This is a genomic window from Paenibacillus sp. RC334, assembly GCF_030034735.1.
GTDB classification, from domain to species: domain Bacteria; phylum Bacillota; class Bacilli; order Paenibacillales; family Paenibacillaceae; genus Paenibacillus; species Paenibacillus terrae_A.
Map to the genome: position 1 here is coordinate 5,280,217 of NZ_CP125370.1, position 22,375 is coordinate 5,302,591.

Annotated in this window: 19 protein-coding genes and 1 pseudogene; 10 read left to right on the forward strand and 10 right to left on the reverse strand. The window is 47.9% G+C overall.

The window, feature by feature from the left end:
* Nucleotides 1-41 precede the first annotated feature (41 nt).
* Nucleotides 42-467: a DMT family transporter gene (locus QMK20_RS24230; protein ID WP_283653604.1), complete on the reverse strand. Its 426-nt coding sequence runs from the start codon at nt 465-467 to the stop codon at nt 42-44.
* A 232-nt stretch (nt 468-699) separates the two neighbouring features.
* Between QMK20_RS24230 and QMK20_RS24235 the strand changes: the two genes are divergently transcribed.
* Nucleotides 700-2,166, forward strand: coding sequence for a phospholipase D family protein (locus tag QMK20_RS24235; protein ID WP_283653605.1), 1,467 nt, complete (start codon nt 700-702; stop codon nt 2,164-2,166).
* A gap of 46 nt (nt 2,167-2,212) precedes the next feature.
* Here the strand turns inward: QMK20_RS24235 and cls are convergent, their stop codons facing one another.
* Nucleotides 2,213-3,724 (reverse strand): cardiolipin synthase, encoded by a 1,512-nt coding sequence (gene cls, locus QMK20_RS24240; RefSeq protein WP_283653606.1) that lies wholly within the window; start codon nt 3,722-3,724, stop codon nt 2,213-2,215.
* Nucleotides 3,725-3,990: 266 nt separating this feature from the next.
* On the opposite strand from cls, the gene QMK20_RS24245 reads away from it, so the two are divergent.
* The 4 genes from QMK20_RS24245 to QMK20_RS24260 all read left to right on the forward strand — a co-directional run bounded on the left by QMK20_RS24245 (nt 3,991) and on the right by QMK20_RS24260 (nt 6,250).
* Nucleotides 3,991-4,584, forward strand: coding sequence for a TetR/AcrR family transcriptional regulator (locus QMK20_RS24245; protein ID WP_349362263.1), 594 nt, complete (start codon nt 3,991-3,993; stop codon nt 4,582-4,584).
* 63 nt (nt 4,585-4,647) lie between these two features.
* Nucleotides 4,648-4,989, forward strand: a complete 342-nt coding sequence (locus QMK20_RS24250) for a DMT family transporter (RefSeq protein ID WP_283653608.1) — start codon at nt 4,648-4,650, stop codon at nt 4,987-4,989.
* The gene (locus QMK20_RS24255; RefSeq protein WP_283653609.1) at nt 4,989-5,303 is read left to right on the forward strand and encodes a DMT family transporter; all 315 of its coding nucleotides are present in this window, start codon (nt 4,989-4,991) and stop codon (nt 5,301-5,303) included. Before QMK20_RS24250 ends, QMK20_RS24255 begins: the two co-directional genes overlap by 1 nt.
* 14 nt (nt 5,304-5,317) lie before the next feature.
* On the forward strand, nt 5,318-6,250 hold the full coding sequence (locus QMK20_RS24260; protein ID WP_283653610.1) for a 1-phosphofructokinase family hexose kinase: 933 nt from the start codon (nt 5,318-5,320) through the stop codon (nt 6,248-6,250).
* 90 nt (nt 6,251-6,340) lie between these two features.
* Here QMK20_RS24260 and QMK20_RS24265 read toward each other — a convergent pair whose 3' ends face one another.
* Complete coding sequence (locus QMK20_RS24265; RefSeq protein ID WP_283653611.1) at nt 6,341-6,775, reverse strand: Lrp/AsnC family transcriptional regulator; 435 nt, start codon at nt 6,773-6,775, stop codon at nt 6,341-6,343.
* A gap of 159 nt (nt 6,776-6,934) precedes the next feature.
* Between QMK20_RS24265 and QMK20_RS24270 the strand changes: the two genes are divergently transcribed.
* Together QMK20_RS24270 and QMK20_RS24275 are read left to right on the forward strand one after the other, a co-directional pair.
* Nucleotides 6,935-7,396: a VOC family protein gene (locus tag QMK20_RS24270; RefSeq protein ID WP_283653612.1), complete on the forward strand. Its 462-nt coding sequence runs from the start codon at nt 6,935-6,937 to the stop codon at nt 7,394-7,396.
* 271 nt (nt 7,397-7,667) lie between these two features.
* Nucleotides 7,668-8,099, forward strand: a complete 432-nt coding sequence (locus QMK20_RS24275) for a DUF3592 domain-containing protein (protein ID WP_349361880.1) — start codon at nt 7,668-7,670, stop codon at nt 8,097-8,099.
* 11 nt (nt 8,100-8,110) lie between these two features.
* Here the strand turns inward: QMK20_RS24275 and QMK20_RS24280 are convergent.
* The 4 genes and pseudogenes from QMK20_RS24280 to QMK20_RS24295 all read right to left on the reverse strand — a co-directional run bounded on the left by QMK20_RS24280 (nt 8,111) and on the right by QMK20_RS24295 (nt 15,221).
* Nucleotides 8,111-8,726, reverse strand: a pseudogene (locus QMK20_RS24280) (LysE/ArgO family amino acid transporter).
* A gap of 23 nt (nt 8,727-8,749) precedes the next feature.
* Complete coding sequence (gene mobA, locus QMK20_RS24285; protein ID WP_283653614.1) at nt 8,750-9,553, reverse strand: molybdenum cofactor guanylyltransferase; 804 nt, start codon at nt 9,551-9,553, stop codon at nt 8,750-8,752.
* Nucleotides 9,554-9,772: 219 nt separating this feature from the next.
* The gene (locus QMK20_RS24290) at nt 9,773-13,342 is read right to left on the reverse strand and encodes an Ig-like domain-containing protein (RefSeq protein ID WP_283653615.1); all 3,570 of its coding nucleotides are present in this window, start codon (nt 13,340-13,342) and stop codon (nt 9,773-9,775) included.
* A 34-nt stretch (nt 13,343-13,376) separates the two neighbouring features.
* Nucleotides 13,377-15,221 (reverse strand): motility associated factor glycosyltransferase family protein, encoded by a 1,845-nt coding sequence (locus tag QMK20_RS24295; RefSeq protein WP_283653616.1) that lies wholly within the window; start codon nt 15,219-15,221, stop codon nt 13,377-13,379.
* A 513-nt stretch (nt 15,222-15,734) separates the two neighbouring features.
* On the opposite strand from QMK20_RS24295, the gene QMK20_RS24300 reads away from it, so the two are divergent.
* Nucleotides 15,735-16,958 carry an MFS transporter gene (locus QMK20_RS24300; RefSeq protein WP_283653617.1) on the forward strand — a complete coding sequence of 408 codons (1,224 nt, stop codon included), beginning with the start codon at nt 15,735-15,737 and terminating at the stop codon, nt 16,956-16,958.
* A 185-nt stretch (nt 16,959-17,143) separates the two neighbouring features.
* Here QMK20_RS24300 and QMK20_RS24305 read toward each other — a convergent pair whose 3' ends face one another.
* Nucleotides 17,144-18,823, reverse strand: a complete 1,680-nt coding sequence (locus QMK20_RS24305; protein WP_283653618.1) for a glutamine--tRNA ligase/YqeY domain fusion protein — start codon at nt 18,821-18,823, stop codon at nt 17,144-17,146.
* A gap of 208 nt (nt 18,824-19,031) precedes the next feature.
* On the opposite strand from QMK20_RS24305, the gene QMK20_RS24310 reads away from it, so the two are divergent.
* Both QMK20_RS24310 and QMK20_RS24315 read left to right on the forward strand, forming a co-directional pair.
* The gene (locus QMK20_RS24310; protein WP_283653619.1) at nt 19,032-19,757 is read left to right on the forward strand and encodes a copper amine oxidase; all 726 of its coding nucleotides are present in this window, start codon (nt 19,032-19,034) and stop codon (nt 19,755-19,757) included.
* Between the two features lie 84 nt (nt 19,758-19,841).
* Nucleotides 19,842-20,390 carry a GNAT family N-acetyltransferase gene (locus tag QMK20_RS24315; RefSeq protein WP_044646191.1) on the forward strand — a complete coding sequence of 183 codons (549 nt, stop codon included), beginning with the start codon at nt 19,842-19,844 and terminating at the stop codon, nt 20,388-20,390.
* A gap of 108 nt (nt 20,391-20,498) precedes the next feature.
* On the opposite strand, the gene QMK20_RS24320 is transcribed toward QMK20_RS24315, so the two are convergent.
* Together QMK20_RS24320 and QMK20_RS24325 are read right to left on the reverse strand one after the other, a co-directional pair.
* Entirely contained in the window at nt 20,499-20,993 is a 495-nt protein-coding gene (locus QMK20_RS24320) for a GNAT family N-acetyltransferase (RefSeq protein WP_283653620.1), read from the reverse strand.
* Between the two features lie 103 nt (nt 20,994-21,096).
* Nucleotides 21,097-22,350, reverse strand: coding sequence for an MFS transporter (locus tag QMK20_RS24325; RefSeq protein WP_283653621.1), 1,254 nt, complete (start codon nt 22,348-22,350; stop codon nt 21,097-21,099).
* Between the last annotated feature and the right edge of the window lie 25 nt (nt 22,351-22,375).

The following is a 22,375-nucleotide window of genomic DNA, read 5'->3' on the forward strand; positions in this document are numbered from 1 at the left end:
GTTTTCTACGTTCTGGGTTCCTTCTCCGAATAAAGTTCTATTTAGAGCTTCAAAATGATCACACCCGCAATCATCATGCCAATGCCTATAAATTGCGGGAGCTTCATCTTCTGCTTCACTACACCGAACCATCCGTTTATATCAACCAGGAAGGTCAGGCACAACTGGGCAATCAACAGCGCCGAGATCGTGAACGTAACCCCAATATGCTGAATAGCGGTGACTTCACTAAATATGATGATAGCTGCAAAAGCGCCACCTAAGAGATACATGGGCTTCACCTGCTTCATCTCTGCCAAGCTGCCATCTCGTGTAAACATCCAGACCAATGCCGCCAAAATAACACCCGTCAGTTGAGTAACCGTAGCCGCCTGCCATGTACCGATATCCTGACTAATCCGTGTATTCGCTACCCCTTGCAGCGTAATACAAGCGCCTCCCAAAAAAGCAAACAAAATTCCTCTCATGAATCGTTATTCTCCCTATCTAAGTGACTTTTCTATTTATTAAAGTATAGGTTAGTCTCACCATAAAGGACATATGTCCTGAAACAACTCCAACCATCCATACCTTTCCTTCCGATCATTACGCTTCAATCCTGTACACTTGCGTTAATAACTAGACAGTATCCCATCATAAACTGCAGGTTCCGGCACGATAAAATGGAATGCAGCATTCAATTGAGGAGTTGAACGCCATATGGCTAAACATAATTGGCTGCATCGAAAAAGCCGTACTATTAAAATCATTATCCTGTTACTCATCCTGTGGCTGATTGCCGTCATGATCTATCAGACCCATAAGCCATTGCCCCCCTTCGTCTCCTATGAAAGTCAGGAGTATTCAACCAACGAGGTGAACTTCTGGACGGATTTGACCTATCCCTCCAGGGATGGAAGTACCGCACAGCATGAAGGGCAAATTTTAAACCGTATGTTTGGGATCATTGATGAAGCCAAACAATTTATCGTCATCGATCTGTTTCTGTTCAACGATTATAAACATAAGGGCCAGCGCTTTCCCCAAGTCAGCGCACAGATGACCGAGCGTCTGATTGCCAAAAAGAAGGCTCGTCCCGATATGCCTATCTTTTTCATTACGGATGAAGTCAATACCAATTACAATTCATCTCCCAATCATTTGCTGGAGAATATGAAGCGAGCGGGAATTCAGGTCGTTCAGACTGATGTGGACCCGCTGCGGGATTCCACGCCGATCTATTCTGCCGTGTGGCGTACCTTTTTCCAATGGTTCGGACAGCAGGGCACGGGCTGGATTCCCAACCTGATGGCCAGTGACGGACCTGACGTTACGGCACGCTCCTATCTCAAGCTGTTGAACGTCAAGGCCAATCATCGTAAATTGGTTGCCAGCGAGCAGACAGCGCTCATTTCCACAGGCAACGTTCACGATGCGAGTGCATATCACTCCAATGTTGCGCTGGAGGTGAAGGGACCCATCATCGGGGACATTTTACAAACCGAGCAGGCGGTGCTGGACTTCTCTGGCGGAGGGCAGCTTCCTGCCTATACGCCACAAGCAGAAGCCTCTGCTCAATCGGGAAAAGACAGATACCGGATCCAATATCTAACCGAAGGCAAGGTATACACATCGGTTCTGGATGCCATCGGGCAAACAAAGAAAGGCGATAGCATTCATATGGGCATGTTTTATTTGGCAGACCGTAAAGTGTTGAACAGCCTTCTGGATGCCTCTGCACGCGGTGTGAACATCCAATTGTTGCTGGACCCGAATCAAAACGCGTTTGGACAGGAAAAAATCGGTATCCCCAATCGTCCGGTTGCCAAAGAACTGTCCGATAAATCGGGCGGAAAAATCCAAATCCGCTGGTATAATACGACCCATGAGCAATACCATACCAAGCTAATTTATATTGCCAAGGGACAAGGAGATCACATCATTTTGGGCGGCTCCACGAATTTGACACCACGTAATCTGGACGATCTGAATCTGGAGAATGAATTGCGGGTGGCCGCTCCAGCGGACAGTAAGCTGACCCGACAGATTGCGGCCTATTTTGATACATTGTGGAATAACCGGGGAGCTAAATACAGTCTGGATCTGGAAGCTTACGAGGATAATTCTACATTTTGGAAAGATATACTATATCGTTTACAAGATATGTTGGGCTTTACCACATTTTAAAATTGGGATGGCACTGTTGCGTGCTTGCTTGCTTTCTTCATTCAACCTATAGCAGCGGTGAAAGCAGCCGGGCGAGTGATTCCATCAAACGCTTGAACAGACGCTTCTTCATAAATTCCTCGCGGACGATCAGGCTGGCAGACTGCAAATCCCGCTCGTAATCCGCCACCATCTGCTGTACACTATGCGTTCGGATCAACAGAGCGTTCACTTCAAAATTCAGGTGGAAGCTACGCATGTCCATATTAGCCGTCCCGATGGTCGCAACCTCTCCGTCAATAATGAGAAGTTTGGAATGGAGGAAGCCTTTTTCATACTCATATACCTTGACCCCAACCTCCAGCAACGTTTGGAAATACGAATGGGACGCGAGGAACGGCAGCCACTTGTCCGGTTTCGCAGGAAACAGAATCCGCACGTCCAAACCGGACAGAGCCGCCATCCGCAGTGCGGTCAAAATATCTTCATCCGGGATAAAGTAAGGAGTGGCAATCCATACCGATTTGCGGGCGGATGTGATCATGGAGAAGAACAGATTTTTGAGCACTCTTCGCTCATTATCCGGGCCGCTGGCAATAATCTGCACGCCTCCGTCCGTAATTGGCTCGATTTTGGGGGACAGATATTCCTTATCCAGCACCGATTCACCCGTCATATGAAGCCAGTCCTGCAAAAATATAAGTTGCAGCGTCCGCACAGCCTCGCCCTTTACGACCATGTGCGTGTCACGCCAAAAGCCGTAGGCTTTGTTGCGGCTGAGGTACTCATCCCCTACATTCAGACCGCCGATCAATCCAATATTGCCGTCGATAACCACAATTTTACGGTGATTACGGTAGTTTACCCGGCTGGAAAAGAACAAGATCCGTGCGCCGCCATAAGCGACGACTTCTATCCCCGCATCCCGCATTTCCTTCAAGAAAGTCTTCGACAGCTGAATGCTGCCCACCGCATCGTACATAAACCGCACCTTGACGCCAGCTTTGGCCTTTTCGATCAAGATTTCCTGAATGCTGGTGCCGATATCATCCGACCGAAAAATGTAGTATTCCATGTGGATATGATGCTCTGCCTTGCGTAGTTCCGCCAATAGTGTGGAGAAGGTTTCATCTCCGTTGTTCAAGATTTGGGTTTCCGCCGCAAAATAAATCGGGGAACGGGCCAGCCTGCGTGCCAAACGCATCAACTGCTGCTGCTCATCTGTAAAGCAGGTCAGATCGCGTTTGACGTGCATGGCATCCTTCTCAATACGGTCGTAAGCCTGCTGGTCACGCAATGCCTTTTTGTTATACTTGCGGCGTTTGAACACATTTTGCCCAAACAAAAAATAAAGAGGAAGTCCAACCACTGGCAGCAAGGCCAGCAGCAAAATCCAGGACATCGTGGTGGAAGGATTACGATTCTCCGAAAAAATAATCAGACTGATGGAGATAACCGACAGGGTAGAAAAGATACTGATAACGGTTCCTTCATTTGTGCCGATGGAATTAAACAAGCCAAAATAATAAATACCAAAAACCATAGCCGCAATTAACACGGCCAGTAAGCTTCGCCTCATAATTTACCTCATTTCCAATGCACTGCATCCTCATCAAGCAGCAAGAAACAGACAATGTATATATGAACTGGATGATTCATCGTTAAAAAATAGACATCTTCATTATACTGTACATGAGAACCTTATTTCTTCCCACTTTTTTGTTAAGATTTATGAAGAAAAAAAGAATCCGTAGAAAAACTCAAAACAAAACCGGATAAAGCCGGGTTGACACTTACTTTTTTTCGTGCAAAAATAAACTAACGAACGTTAGGTAGGTGAGAATGATGGGAATGGAAGACATTCGAAAAGCCGCTCTTTTCCAATTTGCAGCCAATGGGTATGAGGGGGCATCCTTAAGCAATATTGCCGCTGAGGTAGGTATTCGAAAACCTTCTATATATGCGCATTTTCAAGGCAAGGAGGATCTGTTTCTACAGGTGGCGAGGTACGCTTTTCAAGAGCAGAATTTACGTATTTTTGAATACTTTTCGGAACGCAGAGATCAGCCGCTGGAGCATACGCTGCATGACTTCCTGTTTTGGATGGGACAGGAATATGAGAGCAACAACACAGCCAAGTTTATGCTTCGCTTTTCCTTCTTACCGCCTGTGTCTTTGTATTCCGAGGTTCTGGATATTGTTAATCCTTTTCTGGAAAATATGGAGCGAAAATTAACTCGCATCCTCCGGAATGCACGAGATAGGGAGCCCTTTGGACATATGGAGCCAGTGGATGTGGCTCTATCCTTCATAACACTGCTGGACGGAATCATGGTGGAACTGCTCTATAGTGGTAGCCTCAACTACCACCGAAGATTGAAAGCTGCATGGCCTATTTTTTGGCGCGGGATTACGTTAACCCCGCCTCATGAAGCGTGAAGAACAAGAACATAACGAGTGATTAATTTACAACTATTCTATATTTAAAGGGGAACGCTCATCATGAATCGCAGCTGGATTTATGTTTTTATAGGTGGCCTTATTGAGGTCGTATGGGTCTCGGGTCTGAAGCACGCAGATTCTGCACTCGCCTGGATTGCAACCGTGCTGGCTATAATAGCCAGCTTTTATTTGATCATAAAAGCGGCCAGCCGTTTGCCCGTAGGCACGGTATACGCTGTATTTACCGGACTAGGAACAGGCGGAACCGTTGTAGGTGAAATGCTGCTGTTCGGGGAACCGTTTCAATGGTCCAAAACGCTGTTGATCGCGCTTTTGCTGGCAGGTGTCGTAGGCCTGAAATTGGTTACTGACCGGGATGCTCAGGAAGGGAGTGGCGCATAATGGCTTGGATTGCATTGGTTATCGCGGGATGCTCGGAAGTGTTTGGAGTCATTGGCATGAAAGGAGTTACGGTTGGCAAGGGCTGGAAAGCACTCATGCTCATGGTTCTATCTTTTGTCATTAGCTTCTCGCTGCTCAGCTACGCCATGAAGAGTTTACCCATGGGAACTTCCTACGCGGTATGGACAGGCATCGGAACGGTCGGCAGCACGATTACGGGCATGTTCTTGTACGGTGAACAAAAAAGCGTATTGCGTGTCCTGTTCATCGCTATGATTCTTGCCGCAGCACTGGGTTTAAAGCTAATTTCTTAAAGGAGTGATACCTTGTGATTACCACCGTAACGCTTAACCCGGCTGTAGATAAAATCTACACGGTTGCAGGCTTCGGTCTGAATGCCGTCCACCGGATCGAGGGCGGCCTGACGGTGCCGGGCGGCAAAGGCGTCAATGCCGCCCGTGTCATTCGCACGCTGGGCGAGCCTGTGCGGGCGACCGGGTTTGCCGCCGGACACACTGGGCGGCTGCTCATCGACGGTTTGAGCTCGGAAGGCGTAAGCGCCGATTTCATCGAAACGGCGCACGGGGAAACCCGTCTCGCCATTACCGTGCTCGACCCGTCCACGCGCACGCAGACCGAGCTGATCGAAAGCGGCCCGACTATCGGGCCGTCTGAGCTGTCCGCGCTGCGGCGCAAAATCACGACCCTTGCCGCGGACTCGGCTTGGGTCGTGTTCTCGGGTAGCCTGCCTCGGGGCTGCCCGCCGGATCTGTACGCCGAGCTGTGCACGCTGGCGAAGGCGCGCGGTGCGCGAGTGGCGCTGGACGCGAGCGGCGAGGCCTTGCGCCTGGGGCTACGCGGCAGGCCCGACCTCGTGAAGCCTAACGAGGACGAGGCCGCCCGCTTCGCCGGCATCGACGCAGCGCGCCCGGGTGCCGCTGAAGCGGCGGCAGCGCAGCTGCTTGAGGCCGGAGCGCAGCTGGCCGTCATCTCGCTCGGCGCGCGCGGAGCGCTGGCGGTGACGCGTGATGCGCGCTACCGCGTGAGCCTGCCGGACGCGGACATTGTCAGCGCGCTCGGCAGCGGTGACGCCATGGTCGCCGGGCTGGTCACCGGCGCGGTGGCGGGGCTGGAGCTCCCGGCCATGCTACGGCGGGGAGCGGCCTGCGGCACGGCGGCGGCTTTGCACGCCATGGCCGGAAAGATCGAGCTCCAGGACGTGCAACGTCTGGAGCAGGGTATTACAGTGACGCTGTTGTAATCAGCGTCACTTTTTTTCATCCAATCCAAACATTCTTTTATTCGATATTCCGAATATTGGATGCTCTGAATGTCCTGTTCTCCAACTGCCTTACAACAAAACTCTGTTTTCCAGTATATTTTTCATACAAATATGCGACTTCGAAGGGCCTAATTTCACCAGTGAATCCTGAAACTCTGCAATTTCCTCTACCGACGCAGTTTGTAACTTGATGAGATAATTAAATTCCCCGCTGATGCGAAATAAATCGGTGACCTCCTTCACTTCTCTACAAAAATCAACCAGCTCTTGGCAATGCTCTGTCTTTAATAGAATAAAAGTGGTCGTTCCCCGATTCAGTTCACGTAAATTAAATACGGTGCTATAACCGGAAATAATCCCTCGATCCTCCAGCTTGATAATTCTTTCTTTAACGGACGGTTGAGACATCGAGATTTCTTTACTGATCTGGGAAATAGATATCCGGGCGTCATGCTGAAGCAACTGCATAATTTTGTAATCAATATCGTCTATGTGATGATGCATATCAAGCACCTCCTGCTTCGATCTTAAAAAGTAATGTTTTTTGTACGAATTAACTTTTATTTAATAACTAATATAGGCTAAAATCCTCACTTTTCATATATATGAACCTTATTATTATCCATATAATAAGGTGAACTTATTTATAAGGGGAGATTTTGAATGAGCGTGAAGGGTCTTGCACATGTGGCGATCCAAGCCCAGGATTATCAAGCAACCATTGCATTTTATACGGAGGTGTTGGGTTTTAAAAGAGGACATCATTGGAGTCTGCCGTCCTTTCAAATTCGGGAAGCTTCCATGCTCATTTCACCTGATCAAAGGACCTGTCTTGAAATTTTTGATAACGATGCAGTCATTCCCGCTCAAGGAAAAAAAGCTTCCTCGGAGGATGAAATTGCCCACGGTGCTTTGCTGCACTTCGCATTTTACGTGGATAATGTAAACGAAATATACCAAAAAGCCCTTGCTCATGGAGCAAGAACCTTTGTAGAACCGGATCAGCTCACGCTTGGTGAGCCCCCTCTGGTGGTAAAAAATGCTGTGATCTACAGCCCCAATGGCGAGGTCATCGAATTTATCGAGGATGTAGATTTTGATATGTCCTTGTCCAGCAAAAAATAGTCAGCATCGTTATAAGCTCATGATTTCAAATTTACTGAAAAGTCCGCTTCTCCAGGAAGTGGGCTTTTTCATATTTCACTTAACCCTGATCTATGACCAATCCGGAAGAATTAAAACGATTTTAATAATGGACCGATATATTGATAAGCTACCTTTTTCACCAACATGGATGGTCACGAAATTATATTTAATATTAAACTATGCAAAGGAGTAGATTATCATTTCAATTGATTTCAATGTATATTGGTTTCATTTTAGCTCTGAGCTGCTGATGCCGTTCTTCTGCTTGCTTGGACTAGTACTCATCTATTTTGGATTCAGGACCATCCGCCGCCATCGCTACCGCAAACGCCATTGGGTTCGTACCAAGGGGCAAATCGTGGATGCGCATATCGAGGTAGACGTTGATATCGTTCCCTTTGACCGTGATGATCCGGTAGATACCAGTTACACCCGCCGATTGAAGGTACGCTTCTACACCACTTCAGGTGAAGTCGTAGAATTCTGGAATCCTTATAGCACCAATCTGAGCTTCAACAGGGTTGGCAGAAAGATTAACGTATTATACAATCCAGCGAACCCTCGTGATGCCCTAATTGCAGGCGGTGTAAATGGTGCAGGCTGCCTTGCCTTTATGCTGTTTCTGATCGGTATTCCCTTCGCTTTGAGCGGGGTATTCGCGTTACTGAAGTTTTTCTTGTAACAAGGTTTGGATCACATACTGTTCATAAAATTTACCGCCATATAAATAGCCAAGCCTAAAATAATCAAGGCCGATATTTTATTGAGCATGATGCCGAATCTTCCTTCTGAATCCATACGTCCTACAAGACGTCCGGCCGTCGCCAAACCAATAAACCATATCCACGATACCGACACGGCGGCCAGTCCGAAAGCCCAGCGTTCCCCACCATCATATTGGAGGGAGCTGGTTCCAATCACGCCGACGGTATCCAGAATGGCATGAGGATTCAGTAAGGATACTGAAGCAGCAAAAATCATCTGCCGCTTCGGCGGCATAGGCTGGCTTTCTCCCGAGGAAGCCGCCTTCGATTTCCACAGGGTCCAGGCCATATAAAGCAGAAATAGACAGCCTGCTGCATAAAGCGCATTCGTAAGCCACAGAAAACGCTGCAAAATAAGGGAGACGCCCCCCAACTGCGAGCCCAATCAGGACCGTGTCACAGACTCCCGCCGTAATAACGGCAGGCAGTGCATTGCGAAACCGCGACTGTGACGCCCCCTGATTAAACACAAATACATTTTGCACTCCCAAAGGCAAAATCAGCCCCAATGCCAATAAAACGGCATGGATAACAGCTTCTAGCATGTTATGTACTCCCCCAAAAATCATTACCTACCTTCTCTCTCATCTTTCGATATTTCCTTCCTGTCCTTGATGTGATTATCGCTCTGTATTTTCTGAGTTTTCTGCACATCCGGTAAATCTTGCATGTGCTCCAAACGATTTACTGTAAGCTGATAATCCTGAGGGTTGTTCATATTGAAGACGGCTTGCTGCCACATTTCTAAGCTCGCTCCCGGCCCATCATCCGCTGTCGCATAACGAACGTTCAGGAGATCCAGCCAGCCAATCAGACGCAGACGACCATTGCGCAGACAATGCTCGGCGGACGGCAGCACACTTCGATGATACATGCCCAGCAACGGATGTATACGCCCATCCACAGAAGTGATTACCGCTTGTAATGCTGATTCCGTTGCCCGGTTCAACAAGCCATTTCCACCCATCAGTGCTTGCTCCCCTTCCGCTTCTTGTTTCCTTTGGTCACTGGTTGTCTTTTGCACCGCTGCCCAGTCCGTTGTATGGGCAATCAAGGCACGTAGTACCTCTGGCTGCACGAAGGGCATATCACAGGCGACGACAATCCCCCACTCCGTGTTGGAAGCAGAAAGCCCCGCATGGATGCCGCTCAAAGGCCCCAAGCCAGGATACAGGTCTGTCGTCGTTTCCAGACCAAACCGTCTATACTGCTGCGTATCTCGGGCCACGACGATAACTCGTTGCGCTACTTGCCCTAGCACAGCAGATATTCTCTCCAGTACTGTAACTCCCCCAAGCTGGAGCATCGCTTTATCCTGTCCCATTCTGCTAGATCGTCCGCCTGCTACGATAATTCCAGTCACCTCCACCATCACCATTAAACCTCCTTTTCCCAGATAAATTCTATCATTAATTATGAATGATTACAGAATAGAGCCATCACTTCGAGGATTTCCTGTTATATAAGTGGATTTCAAAAAAAGGGACAGCTCTAATCATAGCATCCAGATAAAGAATAAAAAATGGCGATCCATCTGGATCGCCTGAAAATAGAAAGTACCTCTTTATCTCTTCATCTAGTTCATTGCTTTTTAATTCGTGAATTTAATGAGTTGCAAAAACCGTTTCAGTATGGAAGTCGCTTCCACCCGGGTCGCCTGCTGTTTAGGGGCAAGCAAGCCGGGGGAGACGCCTTTAATTAAGCCTTGCTCTGTAGCCTTCGCCATAGCCTCTTGAGCCCAAGGAGAAACAGCGGATGCATCGCTGTATATCTCTTTATATTTCTCACTAGCAGGGCCAGCATTCAGAATTTGGGCATAATGTGCTGCCTTTTCGGTAATAACCACGATCTCCTCACGGGTAATCAATTTTTCTGGTCCAAATGACCGATTCCCGTAACCACGGATCAGGCCGGCTTCCATTGCAGCTCCCACACTACCAGCATACCAGGCGTTTTCTTTCACATCCGTAAAATGTTCCGTTAACGGCTTTTCCTGCATACCGAGCCCACGCACAAGCAATGCCACAAATTCAGCTCTTGTTACAGCTCGATTCGGCTCAAAAATATCAGGCTGGACACCTTTGACAATCAGCTTGTTTGCTAACATCTCCACATCTTTTTGCGCCCAATGATTCTCCAGATCCTTAAACTTTTTGTCTGCTGATACTACAGCATAAATACTGTTATGATTTGATTTGATGATTGCCTCTGTTTGGCCATTCACATTCCGAATCAACACGGGAACTGACGATAACGCGCCTGTTTTAGGATCGAACCATACGGCCGCTACGTGCTCAGGATCAACTTCATGATCCAGAATTAACTTCCGTTCCACGTAGTGCCCGAAAAATTCAGTGATCTCTTGATTTCCGGCCATAAGCTTGAAATCAACCGGGTTTACCACAACACCTGCTAAACCCGTGTCAGCAATAGCTTGTCTTACTTGTGCACCGTTTTCGCCTGTCAAAGACGAAATTTCAACTGTCAGACTATCTTCTGGATATAATGCGACTAATTTGTCGATCAGTTCAGTAGAAAGAGTAAACTGGGCTGCTGCTGTTCGTATGCTAATCGGCAGATTTGTGTTTTCTTTCGCGTATTGTTGTAAAAAGGCGGAAGGTATACTCACTTTTGCTGCTTCACTATAGCCAGAAGCATCCACCACCAGTTCTTTCTGGTCAACATTTGTAACATTTAGAGCTTGACCCGCGTCTCCATCATTCAAACCGATAAGTTGAATAGTACTGCTCTTATCGGATGCTGTCTTAGCGTCTGCTATTACAACACCAGTCTTGTTCTCTGTTGGGGAAGCAGCAGACGAAGTATCCTGATCAGACGTTTCTTTATCCTTAGAACGACGTGGGCGCTCATCTCGTACGCGGAACGTCCAATCCTCCGGTGTATGCATCCCCACATACGGGTTCATCGCCAAATCCGTCAGCGCTCCTGAGGTAATTTCCAGATAGTAGGACTTTCCTTCCTCCAGTTCACCTGATAGCTCAATGTACGCTATATTTTCCTCGCCTTTTAGCATAAAATTCGAATTCCCGGCTCCGGTTATCCGCAGCTCTCGTACCACGGTTCCTCCCAAGGCTTCGTGCAGCCTTACATACCCCTGGCCCCACTTCATCGGCTCATTAAACTCCATCATAAAGCCTGCAACTGGGCTCGATCCACTTAGCTCTGAACCTTCCGGTGATACTTTCCTTACCAGCTTCGGCGCTGTGACGTCTGCTGTCCGGAAGCTCCACGTGTTCTTGTCCCAAATTGCATTGTTTCCCTGGCCTGCACGGTCTACAAACATCCCCGAGCTGACCTCTACATAGTAGTCTGTACTATCCGTCAGCAGGTGATCCAGTTTCATCACCACACTTTGGCCACTGAAACGTATATCTCCCCCTGTAACCGTTCCTCCGCTTACGTTTATTCTTCCCACTTCGCTCCCATCCTGCCGATGCATGACAAGACGGCCTGTGCCCAGTTGCATTTCTTCGCTAAAGGCTATTCCCAAATCCGGCGTGAGCGTATGTGCATATTCACGGGGATATGTATAGATAGAATATGGGCGCTCATCTCGTACGCGGAACGTCCAATCCTCCGGTGTATGCATCCCCACATACGGGTTCATCGCCAAATCCGTCAGCGCTCCCGAGGTGATTTCCAGATAATACGACTTTCCTTCCTCCAGTTCACCTGATAGCTCAATGTACGCTATATTTTCCTCGCCTTTTAGCATAAAATTCGAATTCCCGGCTCCGGTTATCCGCAGCTCTCGTACCACGGTTCCTCCCAAGGCTTCGTGCAGCCTTACATACCCCTGGCCCCACTTCATCGGCTCATTAAACTCCATCATAAAGCCTGCAACTGGGCCCGATCCACTTAGCTCTGAACCTTCCGGTGATACTTTCCTTACCAGCTTCGGCGCTGTGACGTCTGCTGTCCGGAAGCTCCACGTGTTCTTGTCCCAAATTGCATTGTTTCCCTGGCCTGCACGGTCCACAAACATCCCCGAGCTAACCTCTACATAGTAGTCCGTACTATCCGTCAGCGGGTGATCCAGTTTCATCACCACACTTTGGCCACTGAAACGTATATCTCCCCCTGTAACCGTTCCTCCGCTTACGTTTATTCTTCCCACTTCGCTCCCATCCTGCCGATGCATGACAAGACGGCCTGTGCCCAGTTGCATTTCTTCGCTAAAGGCTATTCCCAAATCCGGCGTGAGCGTATGTGCATATTCACGGGGATATGTATAGATAGAATATGGGCGCTCATCTCGTACGCGGAACGTCCAATCCTCCGGTGTATGCATCCCCACATACGGGTTCATCGCCAAATCCGTCAGCGCTCCCGAGGTGATTTCCAGATAATACGACTTTCCTTCCTCCAGTTCACCTGATAGCTCAATGTACGCTATATTTTCCTCGCCTTTTAGCATAAAATTCGAATTCCCGGCTCCGGTTATCCGCAGCTCTCGTACCACGGTTCCTCCCAAGGCTTCGTGCAGCCTTACATACCCCTGGCCCCACTTCATCGGCTCATTAAACTCCATCATAAAGCCTGCAACTGGGCTCGATCCACTTAGCTCTGAACCTTCCGGTGATACTTTCCTTACCAGCTTCGGCGCTGTGGCGTCTGCTGTCCGGAAGCTCCACGTGTTCTTGTCCCAAATTGCATTGTTTCCCTGGCCTGCACGGTCTACAAACATCCCCGAGCTGACCTCTACATAGTAGTCTGTACTATCCGTCAGCAGGTGATCCAGTTTCATCACCACACTTTGGCCACTGAAACGTATATCTCCCCCTGTAACCGTTCCTCCGCTTACGTTTATTCTTCCCACTTCGCTCCCATCCTGCCGATGCACCACCAGATGGCCTGCTCCCAGTTGCACCTCTTCACTGAATGCCATAAACAGATTTTCATAAAAAGAAACGCCGCTTGCCTGAGGTGAAAGCCATGTATAGTATGGGGGCTCGTCTATTTGCGCCTTCATATAGACCGATGAAACCACGCTGGATGAAGAAGCTTCTTGGACGAACCCGTCAGAAACGGATACATTCTCCGTCGCGTTGTTGCTTACACTCTCTGATGCAAACGCCGCTGAAATATAAGGGTTTGCCAGGTTGAGTACCTGTGTTGTCAGTACACTTGCCTTAATCATTCGATTTACATGATTCTTATTTCTTTTTTCTTGCTCATATACGTACTCCTTTTATTTGGGTGTGAATGGAACAGTGAAATTCATGGATCTCACTCTTAATTTCCATATAATCTTGCTGACATTTCCATATGAAATCCCCGAAGTACAGCAGAATTTGCTCCCCTCTGATCTGAGAATTCCTACTGCTCCGAATGGCGTCCATTTTACTGTACAAAAACTCATACCGCATACGCTGGCGAGGCAAAACATATATTTTGAAAAAACAATTGCCTATTAATGAGGTAAACAAGTTATCAAACTGCCCAAAGGACACGTTTAGCATATTGAACTGCTTCAGACTAAGCTTATGTTTGATATCGAGCAGAGCGTGGTGAATCTGTTCCATAATTGCTTGAAAGGCCTCTTCAGCCCGCTGAAGCTCTTCAATGCGTGACCTCAGATACAAGAGATCGTATTCCGAATTACTGCTGGTTTGCAGCCACGAATCCTCAATCGGACCTTTTAACCGCGTCTGGATTACCTCTTCCAAGTTCTGAAAAGATGTTCCCTTGATAGCAGCGCCTTCACGCGTTGTGTTAATAAATTCAGTTCCCTTCGCTGTACTGATGTAAAATTCCATCTCTGTTTTCATTTTGATAAAAGAATGTCGTGTAACCACCTGCTGGCCATGAACGCCCTGTACACGCGGCAAATCCGCACTAGCTGGAACACCTTGGGCATGAGTAATCCCCTCAGCATAATATTGTTCATCACGATAAGCTAAATTTTGCCCCACCAGCACAATAGGGTCTGCTTTCATCCGGATCATACATTGGAGTGCAATGACCGCTACAGAAGGAGCATCGTTAATAATCGTCGGTTTATGTCCCTCCGGTGTGCGCAATATGTGCATGGAGAGCTCATCCTGAGAGATGATGACATGCATAAAACGACCTGGATAATCATCGAGTGTGTGTTTGCCGACCGTACTGCCGAAAATGAGTGGAATAGAATCAATTCCCTTGTCGATCACCTTTTGAATGACATTTACGTTGTATTCGTTCGGATCATAACTGAACGTGCCATGCGGGTATATGCCATGCTCCACCATCGTGTTCACTGCCGACCCTACCGTAAACAGGTACGCAAGATTATTCTCCCGAATGTAGCGCAGGTGCTCAATTTCGTCGTTAAGGGAAGGACCAGCTGATATTATTAAGGCTGGCTTGCCTGCAATATGCTCTGATCCCGTGTACAGAAAATCCGAACTATGTAAAATAAAGGGGATATTATGCATACTGTTTAGTGCCCACTTTTTCTCATAAACATGGTTGATAGCCATTTTCTCCTTCTTGCTGGACACCATCCTGTACAATATTTCATTAAACTTCTTCAGTTCCGCAGTAAATAAAGAGCGATACGGGAGCCACGGAACAACCAGCACTCCAGATACACGATCAATCAACCTGTGCAGTGTACCGAGCGTCTCCCCAGTAATTGCTCCTACCATAACTTCTTCGATCATCTCATCAGCCAGCCAGTCGTTTTCATTCAGGTGCTGCAAAAAAATATTCATCACACCAGTATCCGGCTCGACGATGGAGAAGCTGGTATTTGGGTGTCTACGCAAAAATTTGCGGATATGATACCCTAGTCCTACTCCAAAAAAAATCACGTGCGCTTGAGGTTTAACTTCTTTAAAATCGAAAACAAATAGCTCTGCTTCCCGCCCAGGCTGCTCAGGATCATGCAAATAATATGATCGCCCCTCACGAGTCAGTGCTATGTTGGGCTCGTTGGTTTTAGAAGCCAGCAACTCATATCCTTCTCCTGCCTGAAGCAGATGAAGCCGAGGAAAACGGCGGTACAAGGAATTGTCTCTACGATGCTGCGATGCCATTTTTCATTCCTTTCCATCCGATATCTCATAAAACCAACGATATAGGTCAGATAAACCCATATATTCCCTCATAGGGAATAGTATTCTAGTTTTATGTAATATCTGCGTCATTATATTTTAAATCAGAAAAAAATAATCCTAAATCACCCTGATTATGGATTAAGTATCGGCTATTCTTTGTATAAACTTTAGGTCTTAAGAACCTATTTTTAAATAAGGATTTTGTAACCAACCAAGTATCTGCTTGAACCAACAATATATAGACTCAAACGCTGCAGTTCATCTACATGTCGCCCCTTGGAGCACCAAAAATAAAAACCAACAAAATAACGCAATAGTCATTAAGTTTGCTTAAACTATTATCGAATTAGTATCCTCGAATAAATATTACATAATTGTTAATTTATTGGTTTGTTAACCCTTTCAACACATGATACATTGGATAGAGAACCTTCCCATAGATCGGCATCCTATGCTTTATTCTCTACCGGGCTAAGAAAGGAATGGCTTGCCTTGCAAAATAGAGAAATTCAAGAGACTCCTCTATACTCCTTAAAGCTGTACAATTTTTTTCTGTATGGAGCCATGGTCATTTTCTCCAGCTTCTTCCCGTTGTATCTTCAAGAGATCGGCATGGACAAGCTTGAGATCGGGAGCCTGATGGCGATTGGGCCTTTTGTATCGGTATTCGCGAATCCCTTCTGGGGATATACCAGTGACCGGAGTCGTAACCTTCGGCGTATTTTACTGTTTATGATTACAGGTACATTACTGCTGCTGCAAGCTTTATTTCATGTCCATACGTATGTCATGATTTATGTGTCGATGATCGGTTTTTATTTCTTCCAAAGTCCTTTGTTCGCCCAAAGTAACAGTCTCATTCTCAGCTACATTGAGGGCACGGACCGGAAATTCGGCTCCTTCCGCATATGGGGTTCCTTCGGCTGGGCTGTGACGGCGGCAGTAGCTGGCCTGATCATTGACCAAACGGGAATATCCAGTATATCCACCATCTTTACTGTGCTGCTTCTGGCTGCCCTGATCTGTACCCTGGCGATTCCACCACTGAAAAGCAGCGTTGAAACGGCAACCATTCATTTGCGTGGCTTTGGCAGCATTTTAATGAACGGATACTTTATATCTTTCATTTTGTTGGGTATCTTGGTATCCATTCCGAATTCGATCAACAGCGCCTTTATGTCCCTGTATATCACCGAGCTGGGCGGGTCCAAGCTGATGCTGGGTTTTGCTGTCTTTATGTCATCGATATTCGAAATTATTGTTTTTTTGCTGTTCGACCGCTTTTTGAAGAAAAAAATGACAGTAATGGTCGGCTGTCTGGCCCTTGTCAGTTTGCTGTTTGCTTTACGTTGGGAGCTCATGGCCTTGGCCACGGACCCGATTCAGATCGTATTCATTCAGGCACTTCATTGCGTCACCTTCGGTGGATATTTCTATGTAGGCACCCAGTTGACCGTCCTGTTCACACCGATAGCTTACCGCTCATCCGGGCAGGCCGTATATACGTTGACGTGGAGTGGGATATCTGGCATTGTAGCAGGCTTTGCAGGAGGCTGGCTGTTCCAGAATTTCGGTGGCGAAATGATGTACAATGCAGGTGTCTTCTTTGCCTTGCTCGGCTTTATAGGATTCGCCATCATGTGGTATATGCTGTACAAGAATGGTTACAAGCCCTGTCATGCCGAAGACCACAAACAAGCAGAAGAAGCCCCTTAACAACACCCGAGGAATATAACACCCTTTTCTTCTCTTGCTTGCCCCTTACAGACAGGGATGTCTAGTATCGCCAACTATCATTATATATAGAGCCCGTGAGCGTAAAGTAAAGGAGTCTGCCAATGGCAGACTCCTTTTTGACTTGATCGCACGAGGCTGCCATCCGTCCCATGCTTTCCAATAACCTATTGCTTGGGCAATTGGAAAGAGCTTTTCAGTGATACCACACGGTTGAACACAGGCTCACCCGGCTTGGAAAGCTTCGGATCGACACTAAAATAACCATGACGGAAAAATTGGAACTTGTCCTGCGATTGTGCTTCCTTCATATTCGGCTCGACAAAGCCGTGAGCAATTTCCAGAGAGTTTGGATTCAATTGGTCGAGGAAGGTTTTTTCCGTTCCATCCTCTTCAATCGCTTCCGGATCTTCTGCGTTAATCAAAGGCTCATACAGGCGGAATTCAGCAGGAACGGCCTGAGTAGCCTCCACCCAATGGATTGTGCCTTTGACTTTACGTCCGGTAAAGCCGGATCCGCTCTTGGTTTCTATATCGTAGGTACAATGGATTTCCGTTACATGACCATCCGCATCTTTAATGACATCGTTACATTTGATGAAATAAGCATGCTTGAGGCGTACTTCATTGCCTGGGAACAGGCGGAAGTATTTGCTCGGCGGATTCTCCATGAAATCCTCACGCTCGATATAAATCTCACGCGAAAACGGAATTTGGCGTATGCCCAGCTCCGGATTTTCCGTGTTGTTTTCCGCTTCCAGCATTTCAACCTGTCCTTCAGGATAGTTCGTAATGACCACCTTCAACGGATCAATGACCGCCATTGTACGAGGTGCCTGTAGCTTCAAGTCCTCACGTGCAAAATGCTCCAGCACTTGCAGGTCAATCACGCCATAGGCTTTGGAAATGCCCGTCTCATATACAAAGCTGCGGATCGCTTCCGGCGTATAGCCACGGCGGCGCAAGCCGGAAATCGTTGGCATACGCGGATCATCCCAGCCGTCTACATGCTTCTCATCTACCAGAAGCTTGAGCTTACGCTTGCTGGTTACGGTTTGAGCCAGGTTCAACCGTCCAAATTCGTATTGGTGCGGTACCTTTTCCATCTCGCATTCGGCTACAACCCAATCGTACAACGGACGCTGATCCTCAAACTCCAGCGAACAGAGCGAGTGCGTTACACCCTCGATGGCATCCTCTAGCGGATGAGCGTAGGAATACATCGGGTAAATGCACCATTTGTCACCCGTGTTGTGATGCTCGGTATGCGAAATACGGTAAATCACCGGATCACGTAAATTAATGTTTCCCGAAGCCATATCAATTTTGGCACGCAGCACCTTTTCACCGTTTTGGTATTTCCCTGCACGCATTTCTTCGAACAGCTTGAAATTTTCCTCCACGCTACGTTCACGGTAAGGACTGTTTTGCCCCGGTTCGGTCAGTGTGCCACGAGTTTCGCGGATTTGATCCGCGCTTTGATCGTCCACGTAGGCTTTACCCTTCTGGATCAGCAAAACGGCGCGCTTGTACATTTCGTCAAAATAGTTGGAGGCAAAATGTTTCTCCTCCCATTCGTAACCCAGCCACTTCACGTCCTCCTGAATGGAGTTTACGTATTCCGTGTCTTCCTTCGCCGGATTCGTATCGTCAAAACGCAGGTTGGTGCGTCCTCCGAATTCATCTCCCAACGAGAAATTGATCCAGATGGCTTTGGCATGTCCAATGTGCAAATATCCGTTCGGCTCCGGTGGAAATCGTGTAACAACTTCCTTTACCTTACCGGTACGTAAATCCTCTTCAATGACACTCTTAATAAAATTGGGGGGAGTGATCGGCTTCTCCACGCTAATCAACCTTTCTTCCGTGTAATCTGTACAAAATCTGTTCCCTTAAATATACCCTTTCACACCGCATAACTCAATAAAATGAAAAACCTTATGCCCTCTTCAGCCCAAAAAGTAACAAGTTATGAAAAAGAGTTAACATTTCTGACAAATAAATTCGTTATAGTGTATATATCTTTTATTTTACCCGGAAAAGGAGAACCCACCCGTGTTTAAGCTACTCATCGTGATCCTGCTGTCTATGCTTTTGTCCTCTTCCAGTATAATTTCCGGTCATCCTTCACCGGATCCGGCACCTGAACCCATACAATCGCGTCCGTTAGCCGTCGCTCCTGAAGACTCATCCGTAAAATTGTATGTTGAGGAGCCGTCCCAGGGGCTATTCCGTACAGCCACGCTGAAAATCGGCCAGCAGCGTCGTACATTCGCATGGTCAGGCTCAGCAGATGTCGCCACCGCACCACAGTTGTACTATACGGATGTAAACGGCGATGGCGTTCACGAAGCTGTAGTCATCCTGACCCTCGCCTCAGGCACAGGTGTCGAATTGCAGGAGCTTCATATCGTCAACGCACAGACCATGGACGAATATCCGGTTGAATCGGCGGCAGATGCTGTGTCCCGGCGGGTTCACAGCAGTGTAGAATTGTGTGACCACAACCAGCAGGTGCATATTACAGTCACGATTGATGGCATCACACACACGCTCGACCCTAAAGCATCGGCGTTTTACGATGATCCAGCCCATTTTACAGACCGCCTCGATTTCAGCTCTGTCGTCATGTACGATGCCGAACAACGTCCTCTACGCGCCACCGTATCGGGCAGCGTATCCCCAACCGAATTTGTAGGGGATTTGGAGCTGAAGTATGTATATGAGCATGGACGGTTCCGGGTGGGACCTATTGAGTTTGCAGCTTCCTCTCCATTTTGACGACTCTCGCAGAATAAGGTAGCATGGGATTAAATGCTAGACTGGCTGGTTTAGCGATTTTCCGAGTGAAAGAGGGGATCAATCATGTTTACATACGCGTTGGACGAACGCACCGTCCTTCGTCCGCTCACCAAGGAGCATGTGCAGCCTCTGTTTGAGCTGATCGAAATGTCCCGTGACCGCCTGCGTCAGTGGCTTCCATGGGTGGATTCCACTACGGAAGTCAGCCACACAGAGCAGTTTGTGCAGAGCGCCTTAAAGCAAGCCGCAGAGAACGGCAGCGTGACCGCCGGAATCTGGCTGGATAATGAGTTGGCTGGCATCATCAGCTACCATGAAGTCAATTGGACTCACCGTTCGGTCAGCATTGGATACTGGCTTGGACACGGTTACGAAGGACAAGGTCTTATGACCAGCGCATGCCGCGTATTCATCGAGTATGCGCTGATAGAGCTGGACCTTCACCGGATCGAAATCCGTTGCGCCACCACCAACCGCCGCAGCCGGGGGATCCCGGAGCGTCTGGGCTTCGTGCTCGAAGGTATTATCCGCGAAGCGGAACTGCTGCCCGACGGCTATATGAACCATGCTGTGTACGGCATGCTCCAGAGCGAGTGGAAACAGCTTCGGTAACCTTGCACCATAAAACAGCGCCGCAACCCGTTTAGGGTCTGCGGCGCTGTTCCTTATGAACGGCTTATAGGATGCTATAAGAAGCTGATTGAGCTATAGAATCCATGTCTATTTTAAGAAATAGGCCATTAACACATCGTCCACGAATTGGCCCGCTATGTAAAACTCCTCATGCAAACGTCCTTCGATCGAGAATCCGCATTTTTCATAAAACATTAGGGCCTCCGTGTTGCACGAGAGTACCCGCAAGCTTAATTTGCGAATGCCCTCAGCGGCTGCAATATCCTTCATGGCGTTCATAAGCGCCATCCCAATACCGTTGCGGTGATAGGCTGGATGCACGGCTATATTTATTTCTAACACATGGCAATTACTAGCCAACAGCGTTGGAGAACGAAATCCGATATAACCGCAGAGCACTCCCTGTTCGATAGCGACCAGTTGAGAGCCCGGAGGCGTATTGCGCAAAAACTCCCCACGCGACTTCCATGACAGCGAGGCGGGGGCCGTTCGTTCATTCCATACCAATTCATCCAGCGCAATCAGATCAGGAGCATCCTTCATCTCCGAATGACGTATCGTCAGGGGTTGACTTGTAAGCAATTTCTTTCAATCCTTCCTGTGAAGGCGTTCCTGAAGTATAGGCAGCAACCATTCGTCATTTATTGTACCATAATCACGGGCTTGTCACAGTCTTTATTAGGACTTAAGTACTGGAAACGTCTGCCTTGGACGTAGTAGTCTCAAAAGCATCCTCTTCACAGCGGGAACGGTTCAATCCGCTATGCAGAATAAAGAACAGGATGGACAAAACCGCCACGCCCGCTGCCAGCCAAAGTGTGGGTGGCAGACCTCCGCCATCATATAGCCTCCCCATAATATAAGGCCCCATCACCCGTCCGGCAGCGCCAATCCCCCCGACTAACCCGATGTAAAAGGGTGCTCCCCGACCTCCATGGTCGGACAAAAATGCCGGAACCGCTGGTGCGATCAGCATCTCTCCCAGGGTCGCCAAAACCATGGCGAATATCATCCCCGTATAGTTCTGTGTGCCTAACATGACGATATAAGCTGCCAAATAAAATCCCCCTGCCCACGTCATTTGAGCCGAAGCGTGACGGGCATAAAGACGTTTGAGCCAGAAAATAATCGGCTGTGCAGCAAAAATAAGCACACCGTTCAGTGTCCATAGTAGCCCGTACATCGTTTTAGGCAAGCCCTGCTCAATAATATATGGAGATACGCCCGTATTCCAGATCGAATTACCGAACCATAAAAAGAGCGAGCCCAACCCAACGAAGAGATACAGCCTGGTATCACGGAAAAGCAGCCGCGCTGGTATTTCCTCTGTTCTTTTCTTCACGGACTTGCTGAGCTGAACTTCCCCCTCTTCCCGGTCGACCCTGCTCAGATAGGACCAGAAAAACCCGGCAAATACCGCAGAGGTAATCCCGTTCATGACAAAGCTGAGCTGATAGGAGAGATCGGCCAGAACGCCACTCAGTCCAGTACCCAACGCCACCCCTATATTATTGGCAACATAGATAATGTTGAACAGCTCTCCACGACGGTCAGCAAAGCGAAAACCTACAAATGCCTGAATCGCGGGCACAGATACGACATTAAAAAAGCCGATAAAGCCCATCATAATAACAAACGCAACCCAGTGACCGCTGGTAAAAGGAAGCGTGAGAAGTCCCAACGCGTTCATTGCCAGCGAGCCGACAATCAGTTTTTTGGCCCCAATGCGGTGATAAAGGGCTCCTCCTAGCACCTGACCAAAAATCCCGCCCAGGGACTGCACCAAAATCGCAATCCCCGCATCTCCCATACTGCGGTGCAGCTCGTCAAACACATACATGCTAACCAACGGCCACATTAGAGAGCTTCCGGCGGAATTAATCAGGCTGGCGACAAGAAACACTTTCACTTCTTTCGGATAAGAATCCAACCATTTCATATATTCTGTTTCTCCTTTAGCATCT

Bases quoted from the DNA above. Each gene is read 5' to 3' on its own strand.
- QMK20_RS24270 (WP_283653612.1), top strand. From the start codon at position 6,935: ATGAGCGTGAAGGGTCTTGCACATGTGGCGATCCAAGCCCAGGATTAT.
- QMK20_RS24275 (WP_349361880.1), top strand. From the start codon at position 7,668: ATGCCGTTCTTCTGCTTGCTTGGACTAGTACTCATCTATTTTGGATTC.
- QMK20_RS24230 (WP_283653604.1), bottom strand. From the start codon at position 467: ATGAGAGGAATTTTGTTTGCTTTTTTGGGAGGCGCTTGTATTACGCTG.
- cls (WP_283653606.1), bottom strand. From the start codon at position 3,724: ATGAGGCGAAGCTTACTGGCCGTGTTAATTGCGGCTATGGTTTTTGGT.
- QMK20_RS24250 (WP_283653608.1), top strand. From the start codon at position 4,648: ATGAATCGCAGCTGGATTTATGTTTTTATAGGTGGCCTTATTGAGGTC.
- QMK20_RS24265 (WP_283653611.1), bottom strand. From the start codon at position 6,775: ATGCATCATCACATAGACGATATTGATTACAAAATTATGCAGTTGCTT.
- QMK20_RS24290 (WP_283653615.1), bottom strand. From the start codon at position 13,342: ATGATTAAGGCAAGTGTACTGACAACACAGGTACTCAACCTGGCAAAC.
- QMK20_RS24315 (WP_044646191.1), top strand. From the start codon at position 19,842: ATGTTTACATACGCGTTGGACGAACGCACCGTCCTTCGTCCGCTCACC.
- QMK20_RS24235 (WP_283653605.1), top strand. From the start codon at position 700: ATGGCTAAACATAATTGGCTGCATCGAAAAAGCCGTACTATTAAAATC.
- QMK20_RS24255 (WP_283653609.1), top strand. From the start codon at position 4,989: ATGGCTTGGATTGCATTGGTTATCGCGGGATGCTCGGAAGTGTTTGGA.
- QMK20_RS24325 (WP_283653621.1), bottom strand. From the start codon at position 22,350: ATGAAATGGTTGGATTCTTATCCGAAAGAAGTGAAAGTGTTTCTTGTC.
- QMK20_RS24245 (WP_349362263.1), top strand. From the start codon at position 3,991: ATGGGAATGGAAGACATTCGAAAAGCCGCTCTTTTCCAATTTGCAGCC.
- QMK20_RS24295 (WP_283653616.1), bottom strand. From the start codon at position 15,221: ATGGCATCGCAGCATCGTAGAGACAATTCCTTGTACCGCCGTTTTCCT.
- mobA (WP_283653614.1), bottom strand. From the start codon at position 9,553: ATGGTGGAGGTGACTGGAATTATCGTAGCAGGCGGACGATCTAGCAGA.